Origin of the sequence: Dickeya zeae NCPPB 2538 (assembly GCF_000406165.1) — a bacterium.
Classification (GTDB): Bacteria; Pseudomonadota; Gammaproteobacteria; order Enterobacterales; family Enterobacteriaceae; genus Dickeya; species Dickeya zeae.
Map to the genome: position 1 here is coordinate 1,107,097 of NZ_CM001977.1, position 26,888 is coordinate 1,133,984.

General features: G+C 52.5%; 24 protein-coding genes, 1 other RNA gene and 1 other annotated feature. Of the genes, 13 read left to right on the forward strand and 12 right to left on the reverse strand.

Annotated elements, in window-relative coordinates; all coding sequences use genetic code 11:
- Positions 1-19 precede the first annotated feature (19 nt).
- Entirely contained in the window at positions 20-1,312 is a 1,293-nt protein-coding gene (gene amtB, locus DZE2538_RS04985) for an ammonium transporter AmtB (protein ID WP_023639170.1), read from the forward strand.
- Positions 1,313-1,432: 120 nt separating this feature from the next.
- On the opposite strand, the gene tesB is transcribed toward amtB, so the two are convergent.
- Positions 1,433-2,296: an acyl-CoA thioesterase II gene (tesB, locus tag DZE2538_RS04990; protein ID WP_023639171.1), complete on the reverse strand. Its 864-nt coding sequence runs from the start codon at positions 2,294-2,296 to the stop codon at positions 1,433-1,435.
- 217 nt (positions 2,297-2,513) lie between these two features.
- On the opposite strand from tesB, the gene DZE2538_RS04995 reads away from it, so the two are divergent.
- On the forward strand, positions 2,514-3,095 hold the full coding sequence (locus DZE2538_RS04995) for a YbaY family lipoprotein (protein WP_023639172.1): 582 nt from the start codon (positions 2,514-2,516) through the stop codon (positions 3,093-3,095).
- A 40-nt stretch (positions 3,096-3,135) separates the two neighbouring features.
- Here the strand turns inward: DZE2538_RS04995 and DZE2538_RS05000 are convergent, their stop codons facing one another.
- Complete coding sequence (locus tag DZE2538_RS05000) at positions 3,136-3,462, reverse strand: MGMT family protein (RefSeq protein WP_012883773.1); 327 nt, start codon at positions 3,460-3,462, stop codon at positions 3,136-3,138.
- A 166-nt stretch (positions 3,463-3,628) separates the two neighbouring features.
- On the opposite strand from DZE2538_RS05000, the gene ffs reads away from it, so the two are divergent.
- An RNA gene (ffs, locus tag DZE2538_RS20150) (signal recognition particle sRNA small type) lies at positions 3,629-3,725 on the forward strand.
- 286 nt (positions 3,726-4,011) lie between these two features.
- Here the strand turns inward: ffs and DZE2538_RS05005 are convergent.
- From DZE2538_RS05005 to DZE2538_RS05025, 6 genes are all read right to left on the reverse strand, one after another.
- Complete coding sequence (locus tag DZE2538_RS05005; RefSeq protein ID WP_009114000.1) at positions 4,012-4,215, reverse strand: HHA domain-containing protein; 204 nt, start codon at positions 4,213-4,215, stop codon at positions 4,012-4,014.
- Between the two features lie 53 nt (positions 4,216-4,268).
- Complete coding sequence (gene tomB / locus DZE2538_RS05010; RefSeq protein WP_012883774.1) at positions 4,269-4,637, reverse strand: Hha toxicity modulator TomB; 369 nt, start codon at positions 4,635-4,637, stop codon at positions 4,269-4,271.
- Positions 4,638-5,146: 509 nt separating this feature from the next.
- Positions 5,147-5,290 carry a type B 50S ribosomal protein L36 gene (gene ykgO / locus DZE2538_RS20155; protein WP_012770724.1) on the reverse strand — a complete coding sequence of 48 codons (144 nt, stop codon included), beginning with the start codon at positions 5,288-5,290 and terminating at the stop codon, positions 5,147-5,149.
- Positions 5,291-5,305: 15 nt separating this feature from the next.
- Positions 5,306-5,557 carry a type B 50S ribosomal protein L31 gene (locus DZE2538_RS05015; protein WP_038915742.1) on the reverse strand — a complete coding sequence of 84 codons (252 nt, stop codon included), beginning with the start codon at positions 5,555-5,557 and terminating at the stop codon, positions 5,306-5,308.
- 174 nt (positions 5,558-5,731) lie between these two features.
- Positions 5,732-8,878 (reverse strand): efflux RND transporter permease subunit, encoded by a 3,147-nt coding sequence (locus DZE2538_RS05020; RefSeq protein ID WP_019844634.1) that lies wholly within the window; start codon positions 8,876-8,878, stop codon positions 5,732-5,734.
- A 16-nt stretch (positions 8,879-8,894) separates the two neighbouring features.
- On the reverse strand, positions 8,895-10,088 hold the full coding sequence (locus tag DZE2538_RS05025) for an efflux RND transporter periplasmic adaptor subunit (RefSeq protein WP_019844633.1): 1,194 nt from the start codon (positions 10,086-10,088) through the stop codon (positions 8,895-8,897).
- 142 nt (positions 10,089-10,230) lie between these two features.
- On the opposite strand from DZE2538_RS05025, the gene acrR reads away from it, so the two are divergent.
- Complete coding sequence (acrR, locus tag DZE2538_RS05030; RefSeq protein ID WP_019844632.1) at positions 10,231-10,881, forward strand: multidrug efflux transporter transcriptional repressor AcrR; 651 nt, start codon at positions 10,231-10,233, stop codon at positions 10,879-10,881.
- A gap of 125 nt (positions 10,882-11,006) precedes the next feature.
- Positions 11,007-14,420, forward strand: a complete 3,414-nt coding sequence (gene mscK / locus DZE2538_RS05035; protein WP_038915744.1) for a mechanosensitive channel MscK — start codon at positions 11,007-11,009, stop codon at positions 14,418-14,420.
- 63 nt (positions 14,421-14,483) lie between these two features.
- Here the strand turns inward: mscK and rsmS are convergent, their stop codons facing one another.
- The 3 genes from rsmS to miaE all read right to left on the reverse strand — a co-directional run bounded on the left by rsmS (position 14,484) and on the right by miaE (position 16,081).
- Entirely contained in the window at positions 14,484-14,645 is a 162-nt protein-coding gene (gene rsmS / locus DZE2538_RS20160; RefSeq protein WP_071603560.1) for a pleiotropic regulatory protein RsmS, read from the reverse strand.
- Between the two features lie 68 nt (positions 14,646-14,713).
- Complete coding sequence (gene priC, locus DZE2538_RS05040; RefSeq protein ID WP_038915745.1) at positions 14,714-15,247, reverse strand: primosomal replication protein PriC; 534 nt, start codon at positions 15,245-15,247, stop codon at positions 14,714-14,716.
- Between the two features lie 63 nt (positions 15,248-15,310).
- Positions 15,311-16,081 carry a tRNA isopentenyl-2-thiomethyl-A-37 hydroxylase MiaE gene (miaE, locus tag DZE2538_RS05045; RefSeq protein WP_019844628.1) on the reverse strand — a complete coding sequence of 257 codons (771 nt, stop codon included), beginning with the start codon at positions 16,079-16,081 and terminating at the stop codon, positions 15,311-15,313.
- A 118-nt stretch (positions 16,082-16,199) separates the two neighbouring features.
- On the opposite strand from miaE, the gene DZE2538_RS05050 reads away from it, so the two are divergent.
- The 8 genes from DZE2538_RS05050 (at position 16,200) to hemH (ending at position 24,598) form a co-directional block, all read left to right on the forward strand.
- The gene (locus DZE2538_RS05050; RefSeq protein ID WP_019844627.1) at positions 16,200-16,568 is read left to right on the forward strand and encodes a DUF454 family protein; all 369 of its coding nucleotides are present in this window, start codon (positions 16,200-16,202) and stop codon (positions 16,566-16,568) included.
- Between the two features lie 180 nt (positions 16,569-16,748).
- Positions 16,749-17,297, forward strand: a complete 549-nt coding sequence (apt, locus tag DZE2538_RS05055) for an adenine phosphoribosyltransferase (RefSeq protein ID WP_019844626.1) — start codon at positions 16,749-16,751, stop codon at positions 17,295-17,297.
- Between the two features lie 74 nt (positions 17,298-17,371).
- Positions 17,372-19,399: a DNA polymerase III subunit gamma/tau gene (gene dnaX / locus DZE2538_RS05060; RefSeq protein ID WP_038915746.1), complete on the forward strand. Its 2,028-nt coding sequence runs from the start codon at positions 17,372-17,374 to the stop codon at positions 19,397-19,399.
- Positions 18,726-18,790 (forward strand) — a sequence feature (DnaX frameshifting element). (Overlaps the previous gene by 65 nt.)
- 43 nt (positions 19,400-19,442) lie before the next feature.
- Positions 19,443-19,772, forward strand: a complete 330-nt coding sequence (locus DZE2538_RS05065; RefSeq protein WP_012883786.1) for a YbaB/EbfC family nucleoid-associated protein — start codon at positions 19,443-19,445, stop codon at positions 19,770-19,772.
- On the forward strand, positions 19,772-20,377 hold the full coding sequence (gene recR, locus DZE2538_RS05070) for a recombination mediator RecR (protein ID WP_038915748.1): 606 nt from the start codon (positions 19,772-19,774) through the stop codon (positions 20,375-20,377). Before DZE2538_RS05065 ends, recR begins: the two co-directional genes overlap by 1 nt.
- Positions 20,378-20,552: 175 nt before the next feature.
- Complete coding sequence (gene htpG, locus DZE2538_RS05075) at positions 20,553-22,436, forward strand: molecular chaperone HtpG (protein ID WP_023639177.1); 1,884 nt, start codon at positions 20,553-20,555, stop codon at positions 22,434-22,436.
- A 287-nt stretch (positions 22,437-22,723) separates the two neighbouring features.
- The gene (gene adk / locus DZE2538_RS05080; RefSeq protein ID WP_012883789.1) at positions 22,724-23,368 is read left to right on the forward strand and encodes an adenylate kinase; all 645 of its coding nucleotides are present in this window, start codon (positions 22,724-22,726) and stop codon (positions 23,366-23,368) included.
- 267 nt (positions 23,369-23,635) lie between these two features.
- Positions 23,636-24,598 carry a ferrochelatase gene (gene hemH / locus DZE2538_RS05085; protein WP_038915750.1) on the forward strand — a complete coding sequence of 321 codons (963 nt, stop codon included), beginning with the start codon at positions 23,636-23,638 and terminating at the stop codon, positions 24,596-24,598.
- A 54-nt stretch (positions 24,599-24,652) separates the two neighbouring features.
- Here hemH and ybaL read toward each other — a convergent pair whose 3' ends face one another.
- Positions 24,653-26,338, reverse strand: coding sequence for a YbaL family putative K(+) efflux transporter (ybaL, locus tag DZE2538_RS05090; RefSeq protein ID WP_023639179.1), 1,686 nt, complete (start codon positions 26,336-26,338; stop codon positions 24,653-24,655).
- Positions 26,339-26,888 lie beyond the last annotated feature (550 nt).

Genomic DNA, 26,888 nt, shown 5'->3' on the forward strand with positions numbered 1-26,888 from the left:
AATAGGGATGAATGAAAAAATGAAGAAATTTTCCTTGTCGTTAGGTTTAGGTGCGGCAGCCATGCTTCCGACATGGGTTATGGCGGATACGCCAGCACCTGTAGTAGACAAAGCGGACAATGCGTTCATGATGATTTGTACCGCGTTGGTACTGTTCATGACCATTCCTGGTTTGGCATTGTTCTACGGTGGTCTGATTCGTAGCAAAAACGTACTGTCTATGCTGACCCAGATAACAGTGTCTTTTGCCCTGGTGTGCATTCTGTGGGTAATTTATGGTTATAGCGTGGCATTTAGCACGGGTAGCCCGTTTTTCGGCGGCCTGACTAACTTCATGCTCAATGGCATTGATATCAACTCAATCAGCGGTACTTTTTACCAGTTCATCCATGTGGCTTATCAGGCGTCCTTTGCCTGTATTACTGTGGGTCTGGTGCTTGGTGCGCTGGGTGAACGTATTCGTTTCTCAGCGGTACTTATCTTCTCTACACTGTGGTTCACCTTGTCTTATCTGCCGATGACCCACATGGTCTGGGGCGGCGGCTATCTGGCGGCCGATGGTGCACTGGACTTCGCTGGCGGTACGGTGGTGCATATTAACGCGGCGGTTGCGGGTCTGGTTGGTGCATTGCTGTTGGGCAAACGCGTTGGTTTCGGTAAAGAAGCGTTCAAACCACACAATTTGCCAATGGTTTTCCTGGGTACTGCGATTCTGTATATCGGCTGGTTCGGCTTTAATGCTGGTTCTGCCGCTGCCGCTAACAATATTGCTGGCCTGGCGTTCCTGACTACAGTGGTGGCGACTGCCGCAGCGATTCTGGCCTGGGTTGTAGGCGAATGGATTACTCGTGGTAAACCATCGCTGTTGGGTGCTTGCTCTGGTTGTATCGCCGGTCTGGTTGCCATTACGCCCGCTGCTGGTACGGTCGGTGTCGGTGGTTCCATGGTGATTGGTTTTGCCGGTGGCTTTGCTGGCCTGTGGGGCGTGACCGTGCTGAAGAAATGGCTGCGTGTTGACGACCCTTGTGATGTGTTCGGTGTGCATGGCGTTTGCGGTATCGTTGGGTGCTTGCTGACGGGTGTGTTTACAGCGTCATCACTGGGGGGTGTCGGTTATGCGCAGGGCGTGACAATGGCGCATCAGGTATGGGTTCAGCTGTTTAGCGTGATTGTTGCCATCGTATGGTCTGGTGTTGCAGCGTTCATCTCCTTCAAGGTTGCGGATATTGCTGTTGGTCTGCGTGTACCGGAAGAACAAGAACGCGAAGGTTTGGACGTCAACAGCCACGGCGAAAACGCGTACAACCAGTAATCTTTCGTGTTCAGTATCGGTAACGGAAAAATACCGGTTACCATTATGAAGCAAACAAAAAACCACCTTGAAAAAGGTGGTTTTTTTATCGCTCAACTTTATCTTTCGACATCACGGGCATTACTGTCCATGCCGACGGATGACGCCTTCCTGCACGCTGGAGGCGACCAGCACGCCTTCGCGGGTATAGAACTGGCCGCGTACAAATCCGCGAGCACCGGAGGCTGAAGGGCTTTCGACAGTGTAAAGCAGCCAGTCATCAAGCCGGAACGGCCGATGGAACCACATCGCGTGGTCAATCGTCGCGACTTGCATTCCCCGCTCAAGGAATCCGACACCATGTGGCTGTAGTGCCGTGAGCAGGAAGTGGCAGTCAGAGGTATAGCCGAGCAGATACTGGTGAGTCCGCTCGTCATCCGGCATGGCGCCGTTGGCTCGACACCACACTTGCCTGACCGGGGGCGCGGCTTCGCCTTTCAATGGATTGTGGAATTTTACCGGACGAATTTCGATAGGCCGGTCGTTAGTAAACACCTGCCGCATAGCAGGAGGAATCAACGACTCCATGCTACGGGCAATGTCCTGCTCTGAAGGAAGCGATTCTGGCGGTGTGACGAGTGGCATGTCGCTTTGATGCTCAAAACCACTCTCCCGAGTCTGAAAAGACGCCGTCATGTAAAAAATCGAACGTCCGTTCTGAATCGCGCTGACGCGTCTGGCGCTAAAACTGTTGCCATCCCGTAGGGTTTCTACGTCGTAAATGATCGGTTTCTGGCTGTCACCGGGGAGTAAGAAGTAACTGTGAAACGAATGGACGAAACGCTCTGGCGGCACGGTCTGCTTGGCAGCGGACAACGCCTGGCCGACCACCTGACCGCCAAATACCTGGCGTAATCCCAGATCCTGACTTTGGCCACGAAATAGGCCTTCTTCGAGTTTTTCCAGATTTAGCAGGTCGAGAAGTTGTTGTAATGCCTGACTCATAGTTCTGCCTTTGGAGTAATGTGATTACGCACGTCAATTCATTGTCTAAGGAACCTAATTCCATCAAAACAAATCAGTGGAGTTTGGGATAGCGATGAGCGTTGCCATAACTATCGGAATTTTCCACCATAATTGTCATGCAGGTTGGTTCATACTTCTTAACGGATGCAGTCAACTGACTGCCATCCTGAATAGAATAATTAAGGAGGCTTAGCCTATGAGATTATGGCATATCTTTAGCGGTATTACGGTATCGATCGCGCTCAGTGGGTGTGTTAACAACCATAGCGTTGCTCCTGAAAACCATAATATTGCGCCTGAAACAACTGCACCGGCAATGCGGCAGACCCAGATGCTTTCTCAACCTGTTAGCGGCATGCCTGCTGTTACCGGCACAGTGAATATTCGCCAAAAAATCGCGTTGCCGCCTGACTCAGTACTGACGGTGACGGTATCTGATGCAACGATCCCGGATGCACCCTCGAAAGTGATTTCCCAGCGCGTAATCCGTACAGAAGGTCAGCAAGCGCCATTCCGATTCGTATTGCCTTATAACCCCTCGGAGATTCGGCCGGATGCGCGTATCCTGCTTAGTGCCGCTGTCGCAATAAATAACCGGGTGACACTGATTACTGAGCATGTCATGCCTGTGGTCACGAATGGTGTGAATAATGCCGATCTGAACCTGATACCGGTTCCGGCGGTGCCTGTTCCTGCGAAACCCGCCGGGTTTCTGACACCGAACACAGAAACGACAACACCTGATGACGCTTCAGGCTCGTCACCGCCGTTGTATTAATCTCAATTACCGTTATTTTTCGCTGGCGGTGTGTTGTCTGTTAAATATCTTGCATATACCGCCAGCGAAATCTATCCAGATCGATTTTCCCTTCTGAATTCAGCATGACGCCTTCAGCCTGAAGGGCTGACTTTTGGCGCTGAAAATCCGGGCCGGTCAGCGAGATCTCACCTTTTCGGTTAATCACCCGATACCAGGGCAATTGGCTGCCTGCAGGCAGCCCACGCAATATGCCGCCAACCTGACGGGCCGCACGTGCTGAGCCAGCAAGATGCGCGACATCACCATAAGTAACGACACATCCGTAAGGAATCGCGGCGATAACGTGAATGACACGCTGGCGGAAATTATCCGATTCAATAGTCATGGACAGGCTCAGAAGGTGTTAGAACGGGTAAGGGGATAGATAATATTGAGTATAAAAGCTGGCGATGAGTAAGAAAACAGCGGTTAAGCGCGGTTTCCTTGCAATTGCTTAGTCCATCACCGATAATGCCCCCGCTTCGCAACTGCGGAGCTGTCAATGGAGGCCCCGTTGGTTCTCCCGCAACACTAACCTGTGGACCCGGTCAGGTCCGGAAGGAAGCAGCCGCAGCAGGCGACGTGTGTGCCGGGATGTAGCTGGCGGGGCCTCCACCATTTTATACCTTCCTGATGTTGTCACCATTTTCTTTCCCCCGCCGTTTAACCATTAGTAAAAAAATTGAATGTTTAACCTTTGAGGTAAAAACAATAAAAATTGATAAGACGATGGTTAAATTAATAGTGAGAGAGGGAGGTAATAATAAATAAGGAAAGTCTTAAGTCAAAATGCACACTTTTTGTTACAAAAGCTGTGGTTTTCTGGCGCTAAAAAACAAAGGCCGATAACATATCGGCACAGTGTATTCATGTATTAAGCCGCTGTTTTTAGTGCTTATCGAACGTATTTCCACACGGCAGTTGGCACTTTGTCGTAAAGCTTATTCATCGTTAGCTCAGCCAGACGATGGTCTGCAGCTGAATAGAACATTTCAAGTTCGTCGTTAGAAAGCTCGTACTTGTTTTTTTCTATAACACGCTCAAGCGTGTCGATGGTTGTACATTTACGCAAACGCATTAAATAGTCGATTTTTTTCATAGTGACCTTGTTAATTTTCCTGGATTTAAATTAAGTATGAAACAAATTATTGCTTAAGTTTTTACTACCGTACAGACGCTCTTTTCTGAGAACATTCTGAATAATTGCGACTTGGATTTTTTCCATTTCTGCAACTCTGAATCATTTATACCGTAGTTGCTGAAAAGAATATAAGTATCGTCCAGGTATTTTTCAACCCGCTCACACAGCGCCGCTTCATGCGGATATTTTATTTTGTAGGTAACAACAAATGCCGCAATGTGTTCGATAAGTTCGTTTAGTTGAAGATTGACCGCAGAGGTCGGATCATTCACCCAGCCACGACTGCTGTCACCTAATGTTGCGATACTTTCGTCGTGCAGATTTTCACACAAGAATCTGAGTTGGGCAATATCATAATGTTGAGGTGTGTACTCATCCATTTCTATCCCTCCGTAAGCTACGATTCAATGTCACTTAGGGCTACCACTTGGCCAGACAGGTGGTGTGATGAAGTGCAGAAGATAGAATGCCCCTCAGTATGCCTCAATGTCCCTTAATCTTAAGACGAACAGGGGTAACACGGTGAATGCCGGAGAATGATGCAACGTCACTGTCAACAATCATTCTGAATTCATTATAGCAAAAAAGCTAACAGTTATGATGTGGTCGAACCATCTTTATGACGATGGCTGTCATCGGTGTAGGCTGCTTCCGGTGTGCCGTGATATATTTATCGGCCACTGAAGCAAGTATATTTAATTTTTTTCGGCGTTAGCAAGAATCACTGTGTTAATTATTCTTTCTGGCTTGTCTTTATTTGTAAAGATTTTGAAGATGTGAAAACGCTCTTATTTTATCCTTTTGTTTTTAAAAGAAATTGGAAAAGTGGTCTGATGTGATGGTCGGTGCGACGATGCGCACCTTCCGATAAGTTTTTAGCTAATAATAATTAGCGTTTTTTCTTTTTCCTACCTTGTACTGCGTTGAAGCGTGGGTTTGTTTTACAGATGACATAGACGCGCCCGCGCCGTTTGACCACGATACAGTCTTTGTGGCGAGTTTTGGCACTGCGAAGAGAACTTAATACCTGCATGGATAATTCCCCCTATTACGATTTGAGAAAGCGGCCGAAACGCTGTTGAAAGCGCGCTGCGCTCCCTTCTTTGGCGTATTCTTTCTGTTTGCCGGTGTAATACGGGTGAGACGCGGAGGAGACGTCGATAGTAACGTATGGGTAGGTTTCCCCCTCGTATTCGTAAGTCCGGTCAGTTTTGATGGTGGAGCCGATTTTATAGAACACATTCTCACTGGTATCGTGGAACAGCACAGTACGGTAGTTAGGGTGGATACCCACTTTCATAATGACCTCAATTGTTACGTTATAACATACCGCTATTTTGCGCCTTTCAGGAACAATGATCAACGCTATGGTTTGTAGGGATTGGTGAGGTGGGGGAGTGTAGGGTTTGTTCGCTGTGTTTGTCGCGCATTAAAAAAGGCCGCATAGCGGCCTTTTGAGAAGAGATATCACGGTTTAGTGACTGGTTTGTGAGTGCTCGTGATGCGGCTCGTTGTCGTCTTTCTTCTTGCCGAAGCGTCGGCGAACGACCACAAAGAACACCGGTACGAAATAGATAGCCAATACGGTGGCGGTGATCATCCCACCCATTACACCGGTACCGACCGCGTTCTGTGCGCCGGAACCTGCACCGGTACTGATGACCAGCGGGACCACACCCAAAATGAACGCCAGCGATGTCATCAGAATGGGACGAAGACGCATACGCACCGCTTCCAGCGTAGCTTCTACCAGGCCTTTTCCTTCTTTCTCCATCAGGTCTTTGGCAAACTCGACGATCAGGATGGCGTTCTTGGCGGACAAACCGATGGTGGTCAACAGACCCACCTTGAAGTAGACGTCGTTTTCCATTCCGCGCAAGCCCGCCGCCATGACAGCACCGAACACGCCTAATGGAACCACCAGCATAACCGAGAAAGGTATTGACCAGCTTTCATACAACGCCGCCAGGCACAGGAAGACCACGATGGCTGAGATGACGAGCAGTGCCGGTGCCTGGTTACCCGCCAGTCGTTCCTGATAGGACATACCCGTCCAGTCGAAACCAATACCTGGCGGTAATTGCGAAGCCAACTCTTCCATCAGTGCCATCGCTTCCCCTGTACTCTTACCAGGCGCCGCTTCACCCACCAGTTCCACTGACGGCAGACCGTTATAACGCTCCAGACGTGGTGAACCGTATTCCCAGTGTGCCGACGCAAACGCTGAGAACGGTACCATCTGATTGGACGTACCACGGACATACCATTTCTGGATATCGCTGGGCAGCATACGGTATTTGGCGTCAGCCTGAACGTACACCTTTTTCACCCTGCCACGGTCAATAAAGTCGTTGACGTATGTGCCCCCGAGTGCGGTAGACAGTGTGGCGTTGATGGTGGCAATCGATACGCCGAGTGATTGTGCTTTTTCCTGATCAATTTCCAGGCGGTATTGCGGTGTGTCTTCCATCCCGTTAGGACGAACTCGCACCAGCGTATCCGGATGTTGGGCGATCATACCCAGCAACTGGTTACGGGCGGCCATGAGCTTATCGTGACCAAGGTTATTCTGATCAATCAGCTCAAAGTCAAAACCACTGGCGGTACCCAACTCGACAATAGCCGGTATGTTGAACGGGATAACAATCGCTTCTTTGATTTGCGAGAAGGCACCAAAAGCACGACCGATAATGGCATCGACTTTGTTGGCTGCCCCTTTACGTTCATCCCAGTCTTTGAGGCTGGCGAAGGATATCCCCATGTTCTGACCACGACCAGCGAAGCCGAAGCCGTTAACGGTAAAGACCGATTTTACGTTGTCTTTCTCGTTATGCAGGTAGTAGTCACTCACCTGGTCGAGCACCTTCTGAGTACTTTCCTGAGTGGCACCTACCGGCAACTGAACCATCGTCAGCAATACGCCCTGGTCTTCTTGCGGCAGGAAGGAGCTGGGGATTTGAGTAAAGGCAAAGCCCAGGCTCGCGACCACAAGTAGATACACCACCACATAACGGCCTGTGCTACGCAGAATATTGGCGACACTGCTGGTGTAGTGATGGGTACTCTTATCGAAAAGACGGTTAAACCAGCCGAAGAAACCTTTTTTCTCACCGTGGTTGGGCACGGGCTTCAGGATAGTCGCACACAACGCCGGTGTCAGCATCAATGCTACCAGTACCGACAGCACCATGGCGGACACGATGGTGATGGAGAACTGACGGTAGATAGCACCGGTCGAACCGCCCGAGAACGCCATTGGGATAAATACCGCAGACAGTACCAGTGCAATACCTACCAGCGCGCCCTGAATCTGCCCCATGGATTTGCGGGTTGCTTCCTTGGGAGATAGCCCCTCTTCCGACATCACACGCTCTACGTTCTCGACCACGACGATGGCGTCATCCACCAACAGACCGATGGCGAGCACCATGGCGAACATGGTCAGCGTGTTAATCGAGTAGCCGAAAGCGGACAGGATGGCGAACGTCCCCAGCAATACCACTGGCACGGCAATAGTCGGAATCAGTGTGGCTCGGAAGTTCTGCAAGAACAGATACATCACCACGAACACCAACACGATGGCTTCAACCAGCGTTTTCACCACTTCGTAAATAGAGATTTTTACGAACGGTGTGGTGTCATACGGGTAAACCACTTTCAGACCGGCAGGGAACGTCGGCTGCAATTTGGCGATTTCCGCTTTTACCGCTGTGGCGGTATCCAGCGCGTTAGCACCAGTGGCGAGCTTAATCCCCAAACCAGACGCCGGGCGGCCATTGTAACGAGCGATAGTGGTGTAGTTTTCTCCGCCAAGTTCGATGCGGGCAACGTTATTCAGGCGAACCTGTGAACCATCCTGATTGACCTTAAGCAGAATGTTGCCGAACTGCTCCGGTGAATTAAGCCGGGTTTGCGCAATGATCGAGGCATTCAGCTTTTGGCCAGGCACTGGCGGGGTACCGCCTAACTGACCTGCGGCTATCTGGTTATTTTGTACCTGAATCGCCGTAACGACATCGCTGGTGGTGAGCTGGTAATTGTTCAGCTTGTCTGGATCAAGCCAGATACGCATGGCGTACTGTGCACCGAACAGCTGTGTATCGCCCACACCGCGTACACGGCTAATTGGGTCTTTGATGCTGGAACCGACAAAGTCAGCGATATCCTGCTGGGTGACACTATTGTCATCGCTGACAAAACCTAACACCATCAGGAAGCTGCTGCTGGATTTCTGCACGCTCACGCCTTGCTGCTGTACTTCCTGTGGCAGCAGAGGCATGGCCAGTTGCAGTTTGTTCTGCACCTGAACCTGAGCAATATCCGGGTTAGCATCGGCATCAAATGTCAATGTGATCTGCACGGTACCTGACGAATCACTGTTGGAGGACATATACAGCAATTTGTCGATACCGTTCATGTTCTGCTCGATCACCTGCGTGACGGTATCTTGCAGAGTCTTCGCATCAGCCCCCGGGTAGGTCGCTGTTATCTGAACTGCCGGTGGCGCGATGGTCGGGTACTGCGCAATAGGCAACTTCAGGATTGCCAGTGTCCCGGTCAACATCACCATAATGGCGATGACCCAGGCAAAAATCGGGCGATCTATGAAAAACTTGGCCATGGATTACCGGCTCCTGTTAAGACTTAGCGGGTTGAGACTGCGGTTGCTGCTGCTGCGCATTGCCTGCGGTCACTTCCTGCGCTTTAACCTGCATACCCGGTCTGATTTTTTGCAGGCCTGTCACGATGATGCGATCACCCGGTTTGACGCCCGAGGTGATAAGCCATTTATCGCCAAGCGCCTGACCGGTAGTCACAGGATGGACTTCCACTTTATCGCCTTCACCAACGACCATCACCGTAGCTTCGCCACGCGGTGTACGGCTAACGCCCTGCTGTGGAACCAGGATGGCATTCGGATTCACGCCAGCATCCATTTGTGCGCGAACGAACATGCCTGGCAACAGGTTGTGATCCGGGTTGGGGAACACTGCACGCAGCGTGATAGAGCCCGTAGTCTCGTCGACAGTGACGTCAGAGAATTCCAGCGTACCGGTCTGGCTATAGCGCATTCCGTTATCCAGGGTCAGATGAACGTTAGCTTTGCCATTGGTTTGTTGTAACGCACCGCTTTCCAGCTCTTTTTTCAGATGCAGGAAATCGTTAGTGGATTGAGTGACATCCACATAAATCGGATCCAACTGCTGAATGGTTGTCAGCGCCGTCGTCTGGGCATTGGAAACCAGAGCACCTTCCGTGACGGTGGATTTTCCTACCCGGCCAGTAATTGGGGCGGTTACGCGCGTATAGTTCAGGTTGATCTGGGCGCTGTCGAGCGTCGCTTTGGCGGCAGCAACGGCGGCTTCATTCTGGCGCGCCGTCGCGACAGCCTGATCGTAATCCTGCTTACTGACGTAATTGGTGCCGAGCAGCGGTTTGTAGCGCTTAACCGTTAACTCTGCAATTTCAGCATTCGCCTGAGCCTGAGACAGGGCAGCCTTAGCGTTGTTGTACTGGGCCTGATAGGTCGCCGGATCAATCTGGTACAGCGATGTACCCGCTTTGACATCGCTGCCTTCAACAAAGTTACGCTTGAGAATAATACCATTTACCTGAGGGCGTACTTCGGCAATACGATAGGCGCTGGTGCGTCCCGGCAGTTCCGTGGTGATATTCAGAGTTTGTGATTTTATCGTAACGGTGCCGACTTCCGGTGCGCCCCCCTGATGGGCACCCCCTTTAGAGGCCTGATTGTCACATCCTGTGAGTACGAGGCCGCCAGAAAGCATCAGCATTGTTGCCAGAGGCGTAAGCCTTCTGTTTTTATTCATAGGTAAACCCCAAGTATCCGATTTTTAATTGACCAATGGATCACATGCTATTAAACCCATTGCTGCGATAAATTCAGGTCCGTGCTATGTTACATACATCCGTGAATGTATGTAAATCTCGCTTCTCTTTAAAGTCAGCGCTATGGCACGAAAAACCAAACAACAGGCACATGAGACCAAACTCCAGATTATGGACGCGGCGATGCGTCTGTTTTCTGAGCATGGTGTTTCCTCAACATCATTGTCTGATATTGCGACCGCTGCTGGCGTGACACGTGGTGCTATTTACTGGCACTTCAAAAACAAAGCTGAACTGTTTGATGAGATATGGACGCGGTCCGAGTCCAAAATTTCTGACTTTGAAGCTGAGTATCAGGCAAAATTTCCTGACGATCCACTGCATGTGCTCAGAGAGTTGCTAATTTATATCTTGAGACTGACGGATTCCGATAGTGAGTGGCGATCGATGATGGAAATTATCTTTCATAAGTGTGAGTTCGCCGACGAGTTACTGCCTACATCCAATGCCCGTAAAGATCTCTACTTCGATTGCTATAACAAAATAGAAGTCTCGCTGATAAAGTGCATTTTGCAAGGCATGTTGCCAGCGGATCTTAATTCCCGGCGTACAGCGGTGATCATACGGGCTTATCTGTCGGGAATTATGGAAAACTGGTTGTTCCTGCCGGAAAGTTTCGATTTGAAGAATGAAGCGCCTTATCTGGTGGATGGGCTGATTGATATGCTGCGTAGCAGTCCTGCCCTGCGCCAGATAGGCAAGAGTGCCATATAAGTGACGTGATAAACGCAATCAGTATAAATAGAGACAGAATAGAACCTCATAAACACCACCTGACATACCTTGTCTTTCGGCAGACGTGATAAACTGCGTTATCTCTGTAAAACTGATGATGCATCATGAAGCGCTGTGCCGCCATTTCTGGTTTATTTCCTATTTCGCTCCGCTCTTTTTCCGATATCTGCTCCTTTATTCGTGCTATGAGTGCACGATGCAGTCGCCGCTGTTTGCCGGGTATCTGGGTCGGCTTATTTGGCATCCTCCTGCTGCAACCCGCATTAGCTGCGGGTAACGATTTGCCCAGTCGGGCTGAGATCCAAAACCGTCTTGATATGCTGAATAAGCAAAAAAGCCTGACTTCGGTAGACAAACTGAGCCAACAGGATCTGACCCAGACACTGGACGTGCTGGACTCTATCGATCGCGTCCGGCAGGAAACCAACCAACTGAAGCAACAGGCGGCACAGGCACCAGCCAAACTTAAGCAGGTGAATGAGGATCTGGTGTCGCTGGGCGGCGCGGCACCGGTGCCCCAGCAATCGTTGGAGCCGCTAGCGTTAAAGCAACTGGAAGCGCGCCTGAATGAAACGCTGGACGATTTGCAGTCAGCACAGGAAAACCTTTCTACTTACAACAGCCAGTTGATCTCGCTGCAAACCCAACCAGAGCGGGTGCAAAGCGCACTGTATGCCGCCTCTCAACGCAGTCAGCAGTTACGCACTCAACTCAGTGGACTGGATCCCTCACAGGAGCCGTTGCGGCCGAGTCAGCAAGTTTTGCTGCAAGCGGAGCAGGTGCTGGTCGGTCTGCAAATGGAGCAACAGCGCAAAAGTTTGGAAGTGAATACCACGTTGCAGGACTTGCTGCAAAAGCAGCGGGATTACACCGCCGCGCAGATAGGCCAACTGGAGCACATGGTGCAGACGTTGCAGGGCGTGATTAACAATAAGCGCCTGACGCTGTCGGAAAAAACGGCCAAAGAGGCACAGAATTCCGATGAGCTGCAACGTATTCAGGAAAACCCGCTGGTGAAAGCGGAAATGGAAACGAATCGTCAACTCAGTCAGCGTCTCATTAAAGCAACGGAAGCGGGAAATACGCTGGTTCAGGAGAGTATTCAGGTTAAAAACTGGCTGGATAGGGCTACGCAATCGGAACGTAACCTGAAAGAGCAGATTACCGTGCTAAAAGGCAGCCTGTTGCTGTCGCGTATTCTTTATCAGCAACAGCAAAATCTGCCGTCGGCTGATGCAATGAGCGATATCAGCGCGCAGATAGCTGACCTGCGTCTGGAGCAGTTTGACATTAACCAGCAACGCGATGTGTTGTTTCGGGGAGATGAATATATCCAGCAACTGGTCGCGCACACTAACACCTCCGTAGATGGTGAAGTGACGGATGCGCTGGAACAGATTCTGGATATGCGCCGCGAGTTACTCGATCAGCTCAATAAACAACTCGGTAATCAATTGATGCTGGCGATTAACCTGCAAATCAGCCGCCAACAGTTGATGAGCGTTAACAATTCACTGCAACGAACCCTGACCCAGCAAATTTTTTGGGTGAGCAGTAATAAGCCGATGGATTGGAGTTGGCTGAAAGATTTGCCGTCGGCGCTGAAACAACAGGTCAAAAACCTGCATTTCACCCTCAAAAATGGGCAACTACGCCAGGGGCTCATGGATTCGCTGCTGCTGATTATCCCGGCAATGGTGATAGTGGGGTTGCTGTGGTGGCGGCGCAAAAGTATCGATGCCTATATGGGGAAACTGGCGGATGACGTGGGGCAACTCAAGCGTGACAGTCAGTTGCATACACCCAAAGCTATCTTGCTGTTGATCCTGCGAACCTTGCCGGGTGTGCTGGTGATTCTGTCGCTGGGGCTATGGCTGAAACGCAGCGATAACCAGATCAGCAGTTTTGCCTGGTTGCTGAGTGAGCATTTAGCATTGTTTTGGGGGGTCTTCGCCACGGCTTGCCTGAGCCTTAAACCGGGGGGCCTGAGCGAACGTCACTTTAATATCCCGGCGTCCCGCTGTGCGCATTACCGGCGTCAGACGGTGCGACTCGGCGGTGCACTACTGCCGTTGATGTTCTGGTCTGTGGTGGGTGAGAAAGCGCCACTGTATCTGGTGGATGATGTTATTGGGCAGAGTGTGATGGTCTGCAACCTGTTGTTGCTGACCATTCTGGTGTTCCCGGTGTGTCGTGACTGCTGGCGCGAGAAAGAACGTCATACCGTGCAATTGATAGTCGTCACCATGATGGCTGCCATGCCGCTGTTCCTGATCGGGTTAATGCTGAATGGGTTTTTCTATACCACATTGCGACTGGCCAGCCGCTGGATTGACAGTCTGTACCTGTTGATCGTCTGGAATATTGTGTATTTCGCGACTATTCGTGGGTTAAGTGTGGCGGCTCGTCGTCTGGCTTATCGCCGCGCGGTGGCACGACGCCAGAACCTGGTCAAGGAAGGCGCGGAAGGTAGTGAACCGGTTCCAGAAGCGCCGCTGGCGTTGGAGCAAATCAGCCAGCAGTCTTTGCGCCTGACGACCATGGTGCTGTTTCTGGCGTTCTCCGGTGCGTTTTACTGGATTTGGGCAGACCTGGTCACTGTTTTCTCTTATCTGGATAGTATCACGCTATGGCATTACAGCACGGCGAATGCCAGTGGTACGGTCTTGCAACCGGTCACTTTGGGTAACTTGCTGGTGGCACTGGTGATTGGTGGTGTGGCGTATGTGATGACGCGTAACCTGCCTGGTTTACTCGAAGTGCTGGTGCTCTCGCGCATGCAGTTGCGGCAGGGCACCTCTTATGCCATCACGACGATACTGACCTATTTTATTACGGCGGTTGGGGCTATTACATCACTCAGTTCCCTCGGGGTCTCCTGGGACAAATTGCAATGGCTGGTGGCGGCATTATCGGTGGGGTTAGGGTTTGGCTTGCAGGAAATTTTCGCCAACTTTGTCTCGGGGCTGATTATTCTGTTCGAACGGCCGGTGCGTATCGGCGATACCATCACGATCGGGGCGTTCTCCGGTTCAGTCAGTAAGATCCGCATTCGGGCCACCACGATCACCGATTTTGACCGTAAGGAGGTGATCATTCCGAACAAGGCGTTCGTGACCGAGCGTTTGATCAACTGGTCATTGTCCGACACCATTACGCGCGTGTTGATCCGTATTGGTGTTGCCTATGGGTCTGATCTGGATAAGGTGAAAGAAATACTGCTACAGGCCGCGCGCGACAATCCACGCGTGATGGCGGATCCGGAACCACAGGTGTTTTTCCTGTCATTTGGCGCGAGTGCGCTCGATCATGAGCTGCGTTTATATGTGCGTGAACTGCGCGATCGCAGCTATACCGTTGATGAATTGAACCGCACTATCGACAGACTGTGTCGCGAGAATAATATCAACATTGCCTTCAACCAGCTTGAGGTGTATCTGCACAATACGCAGGGCAAAGAAGTACAGGAAATATCCCGCGTGCTGACGCCACCGCAGAATGAGGGTGAAACCCGGTAGCCGCCGGTTGTGGCGACTTAAAAGGGGAATGGAACCGGGGCAGGTGGTCGACCTGCTCCGGTGTCAGGCCGGTGTTTGCGCGGGAGCGTTGGCTTTTAGCTGATAATCCCGGCGGACGATTTCCAGCGCGGCCAGTACCACCTCTGGCTCAATGTGATTGTCTTCCAGCAGCATGATGAGATCGACCGCCAGTTTAACGTCTGGCGTTTCGTTTTCCAGCGACATGATTTTTCTACCTCACTCCGATCCTGTTTTGTTTTTTCTAAAACATAGCAGAAAATAGTGAACTACGGTCAATATCCCTGTTCCTGACGTTCAATCTGCCGTTCCAGTTTTGAGAGCGCCTGGCGGCAACGAGTCAGGCGGCCTTCCAGCGCTGCCAGTTCGCGTTGCAGGCGCTGTTGTTCGCTGAGCGTACTTTGGGTTGCCAGCAGGCTCTCCCTGTCCTGAATCATCGCCAGTAGTCGACGCTCATAACCCTGATATTCAGCCAGCTTTTGATAACGGTCCTGCGGTGCTGGCGTTGTGGGTTCATGTTCCCGTAATGGCTGCGTCGCCAGCTCTCGCTGGAGCGCTGTCATTTGTGTCAGCAATTTCTCGGCCATGAATGCGACCCTGTCCTGACGCTGTTCCTGCACATACTGTTGCAGATGCTGGTAATTAAGGCGGATTTCGTCGAGATAATCACCGAGCCTGGTACCGTAACAGCTGAAAAGCTGACGGTCAAAACGTGACCGGGGAGCTTGTCGCGCGGCAATCGGTTCGACGGCTTGCGCCAGCGTATCAATCTGGCGTGTCAGCACGGCCAGCAATGCCTGTGTATCCATGTCGTCTCCTCCGTCGCTTTACCGCTGTATCCGTACGTTGCGGCAGGGGAATAACGGGCCGGTTCAGTGTGTGCTGAAAGCCGGTTTGCCGCTGTGGAATTTGAAATCGTTGTCCGGGCTGGTAATCAACCGTGCTTCTGTCTGCGCGAAAAACGCGATACGCGCGCTAATATCCTGTCCGGCAATCTGTTGTGCCAAAGCAAGGTAATCCTGATAGTGCCGTGCTTCGGAGCGCAGTAGTGAAATATAGAACTTGCGCAGGCTCTCTTCCAAATGCGGAGCTAGTCTGGCGAAGCGTTCGCAGGAGCGGGCTTCGATAAAGGCACCGATAATTAACTTGTCCACCAGCGCATCCGGCTCATGTGTTTTCATGTGTTGCGTCATGCCACGCGCGTAACGGCTGGCGGGTATGTTCTGGTAAGAAATACCGTGTTGCTCCATGACTTCCAGCACCTGATAAAAATGGTGTAATTCTTCACGGATCAACAGCACCATTTTATCGATCATGTCCTGACTGTAATGGCAGTTGGCGCGTGCGGTAATCTGCCGCGAAATCAGCGCATTGGCTTTCAGCGTCTGCATGTCGCCCACTCCCCGAAAGGCAAACTTCTCATACGGGGCAATCCACTCCTGCAATTGATGCCTGATATCCTGCTCGACAGCATAACGTCGGAGCAGAAACAGCGCGCTTTGGGCGGCTTTCAACTCACACAGTACGTGGTCGCGCAACAGCGTGGGCAGGTTTTCCGGTTTGCGGGCTTCGTCAATCCACTCATCGGGTGTAGTGGCCTGAAGAAAGGCGTGAATCGGGTCGAGGATGGAATGTTCAAACATGTACGACGATGGGTTGAGTTAACGTGGCGGTATGATACAACGTTTCCTGTGGATTGCGATCGGGTCAAGCGGGCCGGGCTGCCGGGGCCGATAAAGGCGGGGAAGACAAGGAGGCGATATGTATCGGATAGTGTTGATAACCGTAGGGTGGCTGGCGGTGGTGCTGGCAGCGCTGGGCGTGGTGTTGCCGTTGCTGCCGACTACGCCGTTTTTACTGCTGGCGGCCTGGTGCTTTGCCCGCTCCTCACCACGGTTTCACGACTGGTTGTTGTATCGTTCCTGGTTTGGTAGTTACCTGCGTCACTGGCAACAGCACCGTGCCCTGCCTCCGGGCGTCAAAGTCAAAGCAGTTATCGTGGTTATCGCGACCTTCTCCTTGTCATTGTGGCTGGTGGAAGTCAGTTGGGTCAGGGGGATGCTGCTGGTTATTCTGGCGGTGTTGCTGACGTTTATGCTGCGTTTACCGGTTATTGATCCGAAGCAATAGCCTGCGATAAAAATGTGCAGATCCGAGCGGGCCGGTTGCATTTGCCCGTCAGTTTGACTAGATTTGAGCGTTTTCGTGCGCGAGCCGCCATCGTATTTTTTATCGTCAGCGCCTGTAGGCAGCATGGCGAAGCACCGTGGCGGTGTTCAGTGAATATCAGGTTTTATCAGGCACAACATTATGACCGCAACTCAGCAGCCAGAATTAATTAAGAACAGTATCAAGAGTATTCCGGATTATCCCAAGCCGGGCATACTGTTTCGTGATGTGACCAGCTTGCTGGAAAATCCGCAGGCGTATTCGGCGAGCATCGACATGCTGGTTAAACGTTATCAGAACACCGGTATTACCAAGGTTGTCGGTACCGAAGCGCGTGGTTTCCTTTTTGGTGCCCCGGTAGCGCTGGCGTTGGGCGTTGGGTTTGTTCCGGTGCGTAAGCCGGGTAAACTGCCGCGAGCGACGCTGAGCGAAAGTTACGAGCTGGAATACGGCAGCGATACGCTGGAAATTCACACCGACTCTATTACCGCTGGTGACAAGGTGCTGGTGGTTGACGACCTGTTGGCGACGGGCGGCACTATTGAAGCGACCGTCAAACTGATTCGCCGTCTTGGTGGTCAGGTTTCCGACGCGGCATTTATCATCAATCTCTTCGACCTGGGTGGACAGCAGCGCCTTGAAAACATGGGCATCACTTGCTACAGCCTGGTCGATTTCCCCGGCCATTGATGACAGCAGTCTCGCCGATGGCGGCGAGACTGTGTTAGCATCACCTCCTCAATAACTCAACTTCTGCGGTATTGATGAGCTATCAGGTTCTTGCCCGTAAGTGGCGTCCCCAAACCTTTGCCGACGTGGTAGGCCAGGAACATGTCCTGACCGCGTTGGCTAATGGTCTTTCGTTAGGCCGTATCCATCATGCTTACCTGTTTTCCGGTACCCGGGGCGTAGGCAAGACGACGATCGCCCGTTTGCTGGCGAAAGGGCTGAATTGCGAAACCGGGGTGACGGCGACACCTTGCGGTCAGTGCGATACGTGCCGGGAAATAGAGCAAGGCCGATTTGTCGATCTGATTGAAATCGATGCGGCATCCCGTACTAAAGTTGAAGACACGCGAGACTTACTGGATAACGTGCAATACGCGCCAGCTCGCGGTCGTTTCAAAGTTTACCTGATTGACGAAGTGCATATGCTCTCCCGCCACAGTTTCAACGCGTTGTTGAAAACACTGGAAGAGCCGCCTTCGCATGTGAAATTCCTGCTGGCGACCACGGACCCACAAAAACTGCCGGTAACGATTTTGTCCCGCTGTTTGCAGTTTCACCTCAAAGCATTGGATGCCGAGCAAATCCGCCAACATCTGCAACAGGTTCTGGAGCAGGAACAACTGGCGGCGGAGCCACGTGCATTACAATTGCTGGCCCGTGCGGCCGATGGCAGTTTGCGTGACGCATTGAGCCTGACCGATCAGGCGATCGCCATGGGGCAAGGGCAGGTGACGGCCGCTGCTGTCAGCGACATGCTGGGTACTCTGGATGATGAGCAACCGCTGGGGCTGATTGAAGCGCTGGTAAAAGGTGATGGGGCCGGGGTGATGGCGCTGATGGAGCAAGCGGCAGCACGCGGCATTGATTGGGAAGCCTTGCTGGTCGAAACCCTGACGCTGCTGCACCGGATTGCTATGCTGCAGTTGCTGCCATCGGCTCTGGGCGATGAATACCACCAGGTCGCCCCTCGCTTGCGCGAGCTGGCGCGGGTTGTCCCGCCTTCGGATGTGCAACTCTACTATCAGACATTGTTGGTCGGCCGCAAAGAGCTGCCGTTTGCACCTGATCGTCGTATGGGTGTGGAAATGGCGCTGTTGCGGGCATTGGCGTTTCACCCCAGTCAGGTGATTGCTGAACCGGTTCCTGTTAGCGCTTCGCCGCTCGCACCTGCGGCTGGAGTGCCTTTAGCGACTGAGCCTGTCCGTACGCCTGCATCAGCACCGGTGGTCGGTGCTGTACCGGCTGCACCCAGCGCCGAGCCGGTGGTAAGCCATGCGCAGCCGGGGGGGAGCGAATCCTCTTCGCCTTCAGCCTTGCCGCCAACGCAGGAAAGTAATTTGCCGGATGCGACCGCACAACTGTTACAGGCGCGTAGCCAGTTACTGAACCGGCAGGGAAATCCCCCCGCAAAAAAGGCTGAACCGGCGGCGTCAGGAAAAACGCGGCCGGTAAACTCGGCACTGGAGCGTCTGGCGTCAGTGACCGAGCGTGGCCAGCAGCAAATGGCTGCCAAAGCGGTGGCGCAGGACGAGCAGAAAAAGCAAGAAGCGTATCGCTGGCGGGCGCAAAAGAAAGCTGCGGCGACGGAAACCGAGCCAGTGACGACGCCTAAAGCGCTGCGTTCGGCATTGGAATACGAAAAAACGCCGGAGCTGGCCGCAAAGTTGGCGGTAGAAGCGATGGCGCGGGATGCCTGGGCGGCGGAAATCGATCGTCTGACGCTGCCGAAACTGGTACAACAGCTGGCGCTTAATGCATTTAAAGCGATGCCGGAAGACGGGGTGATTCATCTGCACCTGCGTTCTTCACAGCGTCATCTGAATTCAGCGGCGGCGCAGAAAGCGCTGTCGGAGGCACTGGCGGCGCATTATGGACGCGATATCAGCCTGACGGTTACCGAAGACGATACGCCGACGGTGCTGACACCACTGGAGTGGCGACAGGCCATTTATGAAGAGAAGCTGGCGCAGGCGCGTCAGTCCATCCTGTCTGATACTAATATTCAAACGCTACGGCGTTTCTTTGATGCGGAACTGGACGAAGAAAGTATCCGCCCCGTTTAACCCCGCTGCCCATCGGCAGCCCGAAAGTGGTAGAGAGAGCGATATGTTTGGTAAAGGCGGTTTAGGCAATCTGATGAAGCAAGCTCAGCAGATGCAGGAAAAAATGCAGAAAGCGCAGGAAGAGATTGCCAATCTGGAAGTGACCGGGGAATCGGGCGCAGGGATGGTAAAAGTGACGATTAATGGCGCTCACAATTGCCGTCGTGTTGAAATCGATCCGAGCTTGATGGAAGACGACAAAGAAATGCTGGAAGACCTGATTGCGGCAGCATTCAATGATGCGGCGCGCCGTATCGCTGAAGTTCAGCAGGAAAAAATGGCTTCGGTTTCCAGCGGTATTCCGTTGCCACCCGGCTTCAAGATGCCGTTCTGATGCAAACCAGCCCGCTTCTTGAAGCATTGATGGAGGCGCTGCGCTGCTTACCCGGCGTGGGGCCAAAATCAGCACAACGCATGGCGTTCCACCTGTTGCAGCGTGATCGCAGCGGGGGGATGCGTCTGGCGCAGGCGTTGACCCGTGCCATGTCGGAGATAGGCCATTGTGCCGATTGTCGGACTTTTACCGAGCAGGACGTGTGCAGTATTTGTGCGAACCCGCGCCGTCAGCAGAACGGTCAGATTTGTGTGGTGGAAAGTCCGGCGGATATCCACGCCATTGAACAGACCGGGCAGTTCGCGGGTCGTTATTTTGTGTTGATGGGGCACCTGTCGCCGCTTGATGGCATTGGCCCTGGTGATATCGGGCTGGATCGGCTGGAAGAGCGTCTGGCGGCGGAAACCATCAATGAAGTGATTCTGGCGACCAACCCGACGGTGGAAGGCGATGCAACGGCGAATTACATCGCCGAGCTGTGCGCCGAACACGGGGTCATGGCCAGCCGTATCGCCCATGGCGTTCCCGTCGGCGGTGAGCTGGAAATGGTGGACGGCACCACGCTGTCTCACTCACTGGCCGGGCGTCATCCTATCCGGTTCTGATTTTTACCACCGTCAATCTCTATGGCCGTCACCCGACGGCCTGTTTGCCTCAGCCGTCTTCTGTATCGCCAATTGCACATCCCCCCTTGAAACTCTGACGGTTAATCCCCATCTGTTGCTCATCCTCCGTTGAATCAGCCTGAATAAATACGTATTGAGGGAAGTAATAATGAGTATGAAAGGCCAAGAGACCCGCGGCTTCCAGTCAGAAGTCAAGCAACTGCTGCACTTGATGATCCATTCGCTGTACTCCAACAAAGAAGTGTTTCTGCGCGAATTGATCTCCAACGCGTCCGATGCCGCGGATAAACTGCGTTTTCGTGCACTGTCCACTCCAGACTTGTATGAAGGTGATGGAGAACTGCGCGTTCGGGTCTCTATCGATAAAGAAAAGCGCACTCTGACCATCAGTGATAACGGTATCGGCATGAGCCGCGATGACGTTATCGACAATCTGGGGACGATTGCCAAATCCGGTACCAAGGCGTTTCTGGAGTCTCTCGGTTCTGATCAGGCAAAAGACAGCCAGTTGATCGGCCAGTTTGGTGTCGGGTTCTACTCCGCGTTTATCGTCGCCGATAAGGTCACGGTAAAAACCCGTGTGGCGGGTGCCGATGCCGAACAGGGTGTGTTCTGGGAGTCAGCCGGTGAAGGCGAATACACCATCGCAGATATCGCTAAAGCGCAACGTGGTACCGACATCACCCTGCATCTGCGCGAAGGCGAAGATGAGTTTCTCGATAACTGGCGGGTGCGCTCAGTCATCAGCAAATATTCCGACCACATCGCACTGCCGGTAGAAATTGAATCCCGCACGGAAAGTGAGGAAGAGGGCGGTGAAGAGACCGTCACTTGGGAGAAGATCAACAAGGCTCAGGCACTGTGGACCCGCAACAAGTCAGACATCAGCGATGATGAGTACAACGAGTTTTACAAACATATCGCCCATGACTTTACCAACCCACTGAGCTGGAGCCACAACCGGGTAGAAGGAAAGCAGGAATACACCAGCCTGTTATATATTCCTTCCCAAGCTCCTTGGGACATGTGGAATCGCGATCACAAGCATGGTCTGAAACTGTATGTGCAGCGCGTATTCATTATGGACGATGCCGAACAGTTCATGCCGAACTACCTGCGTTTCGTCCGTGGTTTGATAGACTCCAATGACCTGCCGCTCAACGTATCCCGTGAAATTCTGCAGGATAACCGTGTCACGCAGAGTTTGCGTACGGCGTTGACGAAGCGTGTGCTGCAAATGCTGGAAAAACTGGCTAAAGATGACAGCGAAAAATACCAGACGTTCTGGAGTCAGTTTGGCCTGGTGTTGAAAGAAGGCCCGGCGGAAGACGGTGGCAACCGTGAAGCCATTGCCAAACTGCTGCGTTTTGCGACCACCCACAATGATAGCGATGCACAGACCGTATCGCTGGATGACTATATCAGCCGCATGGTGGAAGGTCAGGACAAGATCTATTACATCACTGCTGACAGCTATGCTGCGGCCAAGAGCAGCCCGCATCTGGAACTGTTCCGCAAGAAAGGCATTGAGGTCCTGCTGCTCTCCGATCGTATCGACGAATGGATGATGAGCTACCTGACCGAGTTTGACGGTAAATCGTTCCAGTCGGTTAGCAAAGCTGACGAATCGTTGGATAAGCTGGCAGATGAAGCCAACGAGTCACAAAAAGAAGCAGAAAAAGCGCTGGAGCCATTTGTCGAGCGCGTTAAGACGTTGCTGGGCGAACGGGTTAAGGAGGTTCGTCTGACGCATCGCCTGACCGATACCCCGGCGATCGTAACGACGGATGCCAATGACATGAGCACCCAGATGGCGAAGCTGTTTGCTGCCGCCGGGCAGCAGGCACCGGAAGTGAAGTACATTTTTGAGTTGAATCCGGAACATGCACTGGTGAAACGTGCTGCTGACACCCAGGATGACGCGCAGTTCGGTGAGTGGGTCGAACTGTTGCTGGATCAGGCGCTGTTTGCCGAACGTGGCACGCTGGAAGACCCTAACCAGTTTATCCGCCGTATGAACCAACTGCTGACCGCCTGATTGGCACCGTTAGCATGATAAGCGCCCCGGTTTACCGGGGCGTTTTTTATCAGCCTAAGGCCAAGTCTTCGGGGGTAATGAGGGTTTGTTACCATATCGGTTTCCCGCCTGACGCCCTGTCGTCTACACTCTCAGAGTCGGCTGAAAAGCCATGCGCCATCACGAATTTCAGCTTTGCCGCGCCCGCTGAAGCGAGCCCGTTCCTTGAGGAAGCGCCTCCGGAATGGTATGGTTTAGCGTTTTTCAAATTTTTTTTAAAAAAACTACATAGCAAGGGGAATTACGCAATGCGTATTATTCTGCTGGGCGCTCCAGGCGCAGGCAAAGGTACTCAGGCTCAGTTCATCATGGAGAAGTATGGCATTCCGCAAATCTCCACCGGCGATATGCTGCGTGCAGCGGTAAAGGCCGGTAGCGAACTGGGCAAGCAGGCAAAAGAGATCATGGATGCGGGTAAACTGGTGACAGACGAACTGGTGATTGCCCTGGTTAAAGAGCGTATCGCACAGGATGACTGCCGCAATGGTTTCCTGCTGGATGGTTTCCCGCGTACCATTCCTCAGGCTGACGCGATGAAAGAGGCTGGCATTGCCGTCGATCACGTCATTGAATTTGATGTGCCGGATGAGTTGATCGTTGAACGTATCATCGGCCGTCGCGTACACGCGGCTTCCGGTCGTGTGTATCACGTGAAATTCAATCCGCCCAAAGTGGAAGGCAAAGATGACGTGACCGGTGACGAGCTGACTATCCGTAAAGATGATCAGGAAGACACTGTGCGTAAACGTCTGGTGGAATACCACCAGCAGACCGCTCCGCTGGTGAACTACTATCAGCAGGAAGCGGCAGCTAACCACACCCTTTACCACAAGATTGATGGTACCCGTCCGGTTAACGATGTCAGTGCAGAACTGGCTCGTATTCTGGGCTGATCCCGTTTTTCGCAGGCGCTGCCATCACTGGCGGCGCTTCTTCTTTATCCCCTGACAGTCCCTTTCGCTGTTTTCCCTATTCGACAGCAGGATAACAACGGCGTTTTCAGCCAACAGTTTGCCCCGATGAGGGAATATCGTTCCTGACAATCGCTGGTATCGGCTTTAACCTCGCAGCCTGCGGTTCCTCATCGCCCTGTTTCCGCTACAATGTGGTTTCACCCTCGTCTACACATGATGCCGAAGCGACAGTAAAGGAAAACGTTGATGAAAAAAGAGAAACGCGGTGTGTTGATGGTGAATCTGGGGACGCCGGATGCACCGACGCCGCAAGCGGTAAAACGTTATCTGGCCGAATTCCTGCATGACCGGCGTGTGGTTGACCTGACCCGGCTGATATGGTGTCCGTTGCTGCACGGTATTATTCTGCCGACCCGTTCGCCGCGAGTGGCGAAACTGTATCAGTCGGTGTGGATGGATGAAGGTTCGCCACTACTGGTTTACAGCCGCCGACAGCAGCAGGCGCTGGCTGCAAGCCTGCCGGATATCCCGGTAGAGTTGGGGATGAGCTATGGCTCACCGAGCCTGAAGTCCGCACTGGAGGCGTTGCTGGCGAAGGGCGTTACCGAGGTGACGGTATTGCCGATGTACCCACAGTATTCCTGCTCCACCACTGCGGCAGTGTGGGATGGTGTGTCCGCGCTGTTGCGTAACCGGCGACAAATTCCAGGCATTCGCTTTATTCGTGATTATGCTGAGCACCCGGCTTATATCGAAGCGTTAAAGCACAGCGTTGAACAGTCATTTTTACAGCATGGTGTACCGGATAAGCTGGTGATTTCCTTTCACGGCATTCCACAGCGCTACGCTGATGAAGGTGATGATTATCCTAAACGTTGTGCCGCTACGGCACAGGCATTAGCGGTGGCACTGGGATTATCGTCAGAGCAAGTGATGATGACCTTCCAGTCTCGTTTCGGTCGTGAGGCCTGGTTGACGCCTTATACCGATGAAACAATGCAGGCGTTGCCGAAGCAGGGTGTGAAACGAATCCAGGTAATTTGTCCCGGCTTCGCGGCTGACTGCCTTGAAACGCTCGAAGAGATCAAAGAGCAGAATCGGGAGATCTTCCTGCACGCGGGCGGCGAGTCTTTTGAGTATATTCCCGCGCTGAACGACGCGCCGTTGCATATTGCACTGCTGGCGCAACTGGTCGGTGAGCAGGGATAAAACGATATCGGTGAGGAAACGTCAGGCACCGAGGGGTGCCTGACAAGAGACCGCCTAGATTGGACAGGCTTTGGCGGCGACGATCTCATCCACGTCCAGCATCGTTATCATGGTTTCGGCGATTTCCCGCTCGCCCATCACAACGTGGTCGGCACCGTGCTCAGTGATATAGGTGACTTCATCGTCATAGTGCGCTCGGGCAATAATTTTCAGGTCTGGACGTTTGGCTCTTGCCGCTGCCACAATTTCCCCGGCTTCGTACCCGTTAGGGATCGTCAGCAGCAGCCAACTGGCGCAATCGAGGCGGGCAATGTCCATGATGTCAGGACGGGTCGCGTTACCCAGTACGGTTTTAATCCCCTGTTCCCGCAAGGTATCGACGCGCGCTCGCGATGTTTCAACCACCACCATCGGAATGTCGGCCTGATGCAGCCGGGCGCCGATCAAGCTGCCTACTCGTCCGTAGCCGACCAGGAGCGCATGGTTACACAGATCAACCGGAATCTGCTTTTCTTCTTCGATCGCTTCTTCAACGATCTGCTCTTCAATGGTTTCGTGCCGGGCCAGATAACGTTCCAACAAGGTGAAGAGTAGCGGGTTGAGCATAATCGACAAAATCGCGCCCGCCAGCACCAGATTGCGGCCATTCTCCGAGAGCATACCGAGCGAAATACCGAGGCCCGCCAGAATAAAGGCAAACTCGCCAATTTGTGCCAGGCTGGCAGAGATGGTCAGTGCCGTACGTCTTGAGTGACCGAACATATGCACCAGCAGGAACGCGGCCATCGACTTACCTATCACGATAATCAGCAACGTGGCCAATACCGCCAGTGGTTCACGTATCAGGATCATCGGGTCGAACAACATGCCGACGGACACAAAGAACAGAACGGCAAAGGCATCACGCAAGGGGAGAGTGTCGTGGGCGGCACGCTGACTGAGTTCTGACTCGTTTAACACCACCCCCGCGAAAAAAGCCCCCAACGCGAACGAGACATCGAACAGTTTGACGGCACCGAATGCGATGCCCAGCGCCATTGCCAGTACGGCTAGCGTAAATAATTCCCGCGAGCCGGTACTGGCGCTTTTTGCCAGCACCCATGGCACCACGCGTCTGCCTACCACCACCATCAGCGTAATAAACGCCACCACTTTACCCAGCGTAATCGCCAGATCTTGCAAGAGCTTGCTGGTATTGGCGGTATCGGTTTTCAACATGTCGGCGAACGCGGGCAGCAGTACCAATGTCAGTACCATCGCCAGGTCTTCAACAATCAGCCAGCCAATAGCGATTTGCCCGCGTTGGCTGTCAATTAACTGGCGCTCTTCGAGCGCACGTAGCAGTACCACGGTACTGGCGGTGGACAGACATAAACCAAATACCAACCCCTCAGGCAGACTCCAGCCCAGTATTGATGACAGTCCAGCCCCTAGCAGGGTCGCCATCACTATCTGAGCCACTGCGCCGGGGATGGCGATCGACTTTACCGCCATTAAATCCCGTAGCGAAAAATGCAGCCCAACACCAAACATCAGCAAAATTACGCCCAGTTCGGCAATTTCCGGTGCCAGTTGAGTATCAGCGACAAAACCGGGTGTAAACGGGCCGACCATCACACCGGCCACCAGATACCCGACCAGGGGCGAAATACGCAGTCGGTTAGCCAGAATACCCAGCAAGAAAGCCAGCACCAGACCGACGGCCATCGTGGAGATTAAGGGGGTAGTATTATCATGCATTCCGACTCCTTTACCATGCGTAACGAGAATGGGCGGATATTCCTGAGCCGGCAGCAGGCTGTGGCTCCTGAATGCTTATGTGCTCTGCCGCACCAACCCTTTCCCCATCCATATAACGCCGGTGCTATGCAACGCCAGAGGAGTTAAAACCGTTGAAAAGGCGACAGAGTGAGACATAAATGATGTTTTTCATCTATTTAAACAGTGTAACACATATTTATAGTTAAATTATTGCTTTTATCATTGATATATAGAGCTAATTTAATTTCTGTTTGTGGATAAACCGGATGAAAGGCTATTAGTGACATCACGGCCATGATTCAATGTATGCATTATCAGTCAGATAGTGTTATTGCATTATGATGGTGCCAGCGCATCGTCGTCACAACGCCATAGCGAAAAAACGCCCAGGTTCATCATAGCGTCAACTATCCCGCCCCAACTTGTGTTAGTTTGTGCGTGTGTTTACAAATTTAATGTAACAATCCTATACCAAAATCTATTCGGGGTGCAGGGTGTCATTGCTCGTATTTTGCACGATGCCATAACC

Coding starts and splice junctions, on each gene's coding strand:
- DZE2538_RS05015 (WP_038915742.1), bottom strand. CDS start 5,557: ATGAAAGTGGGTATCCACCCTAACTACCGTACTGTGCTGTTCCACGAT.
- priC (WP_038915745.1), bottom strand. CDS start 15,247: ATGGATACACAGGCATTGCTGGCCGTGCTGACACGCCAGATTGATACG.
- DZE2538_RS05000 (WP_012883773.1), bottom strand. CDS start 3,462: ATGACTATTGAATCGGATAATTTCCGCCAGCGTGTCATTCACGTTATC.
- hemH (WP_038915750.1), top strand. CDS start 23,636: ATGAAAAAAGAGAAACGCGGTGTGTTGATGGTGAATCTGGGGACGCCG.
- amtB (WP_023639170.1), top strand. CDS start 20: ATGAAGAAATTTTCCTTGTCGTTAGGTTTAGGTGCGGCAGCCATGCTT.
- adk (WP_012883789.1), top strand. CDS start 22,724: ATGCGTATTATTCTGCTGGGCGCTCCAGGCGCAGGCAAAGGTACTCAG.
- DZE2538_RS04995 (WP_023639172.1), top strand. CDS start 2,514: ATGAGATTATGGCATATCTTTAGCGGTATTACGGTATCGATCGCGCTC.
- DZE2538_RS05050 (WP_019844627.1), top strand. CDS start 16,200: ATGTATCGGATAGTGTTGATAACCGTAGGGTGGCTGGCGGTGGTGCTG.
- acrR (WP_019844632.1), top strand. CDS start 10,231: ATGGCACGAAAAACCAAACAACAGGCACATGAGACCAAACTCCAGATT.
- tesB (WP_023639171.1), bottom strand. CDS start 2,296: ATGAGTCAGGCATTACAACAACTTCTCGACCTGCTAAATCTGGAAAAA.
- DZE2538_RS05020 (WP_019844634.1), bottom strand. CDS start 8,878: ATGGCCAAGTTTTTCATAGATCGCCCGATTTTTGCCTGGGTCATCGCC.
- htpG (WP_023639177.1), top strand. CDS start 20,553: ATGAAAGGCCAAGAGACCCGCGGCTTCCAGTCAGAAGTCAAGCAACTG.
- ybaL (WP_023639179.1), bottom strand. CDS start 26,338: ATGCATGATAATACTACCCCCTTAATCTCCACGATGGCCGTCGGTCTG.
- ykgO (WP_012770724.1), bottom strand. CDS start 5,290: ATGCAGGTATTAAGTTCTCTTCGCAGTGCCAAAACTCGCCACAAAGAC.
- dnaX (WP_038915746.1), top strand. CDS start 17,372: ATGAGCTATCAGGTTCTTGCCCGTAAGTGGCGTCCCCAAACCTTTGCC.
- rsmS (WP_071603560.1), bottom strand. CDS start 14,645: ATGTCGCTGGAAAACGAAACGCCAGACGTTAAACTGGCGGTCGATCTC.
- miaE (WP_019844628.1), bottom strand. CDS start 16,081: ATGTTTGAACATTCCATCCTCGACCCGATTCACGCCTTTCTTCAGGCC.
- recR (WP_038915748.1), top strand. CDS start 19,772: ATGCAAACCAGCCCGCTTCTTGAAGCATTGATGGAGGCGCTGCGCTGC.
- apt (WP_019844626.1), top strand. CDS start 16,749: ATGACCGCAACTCAGCAGCCAGAATTAATTAAGAACAGTATCAAGAGT.
- DZE2538_RS05005 (WP_009114000.1), bottom strand. CDS start 4,215: ATGAAAAAAATCGACTATTTAATGCGTTTGCGTAAATGTACAACCATC.
- DZE2538_RS05065 (WP_012883786.1), top strand. CDS start 19,443: ATGTTTGGTAAAGGCGGTTTAGGCAATCTGATGAAGCAAGCTCAGCAG.
- DZE2538_RS05025 (WP_019844633.1), bottom strand. CDS start 10,088: ATGAATAAAAACAGAAGGCTTACGCCTCTGGCAACAATGCTGATGCTT.
- mscK (WP_038915744.1), top strand. CDS start 11,007: ATGAAGCGCTGTGCCGCCATTTCTGGTTTATTTCCTATTTCGCTCCGC.
- tomB (WP_012883774.1), bottom strand. CDS start 4,637: ATGGATGAGTACACACCTCAACATTATGATATTGCCCAACTCAGATTC.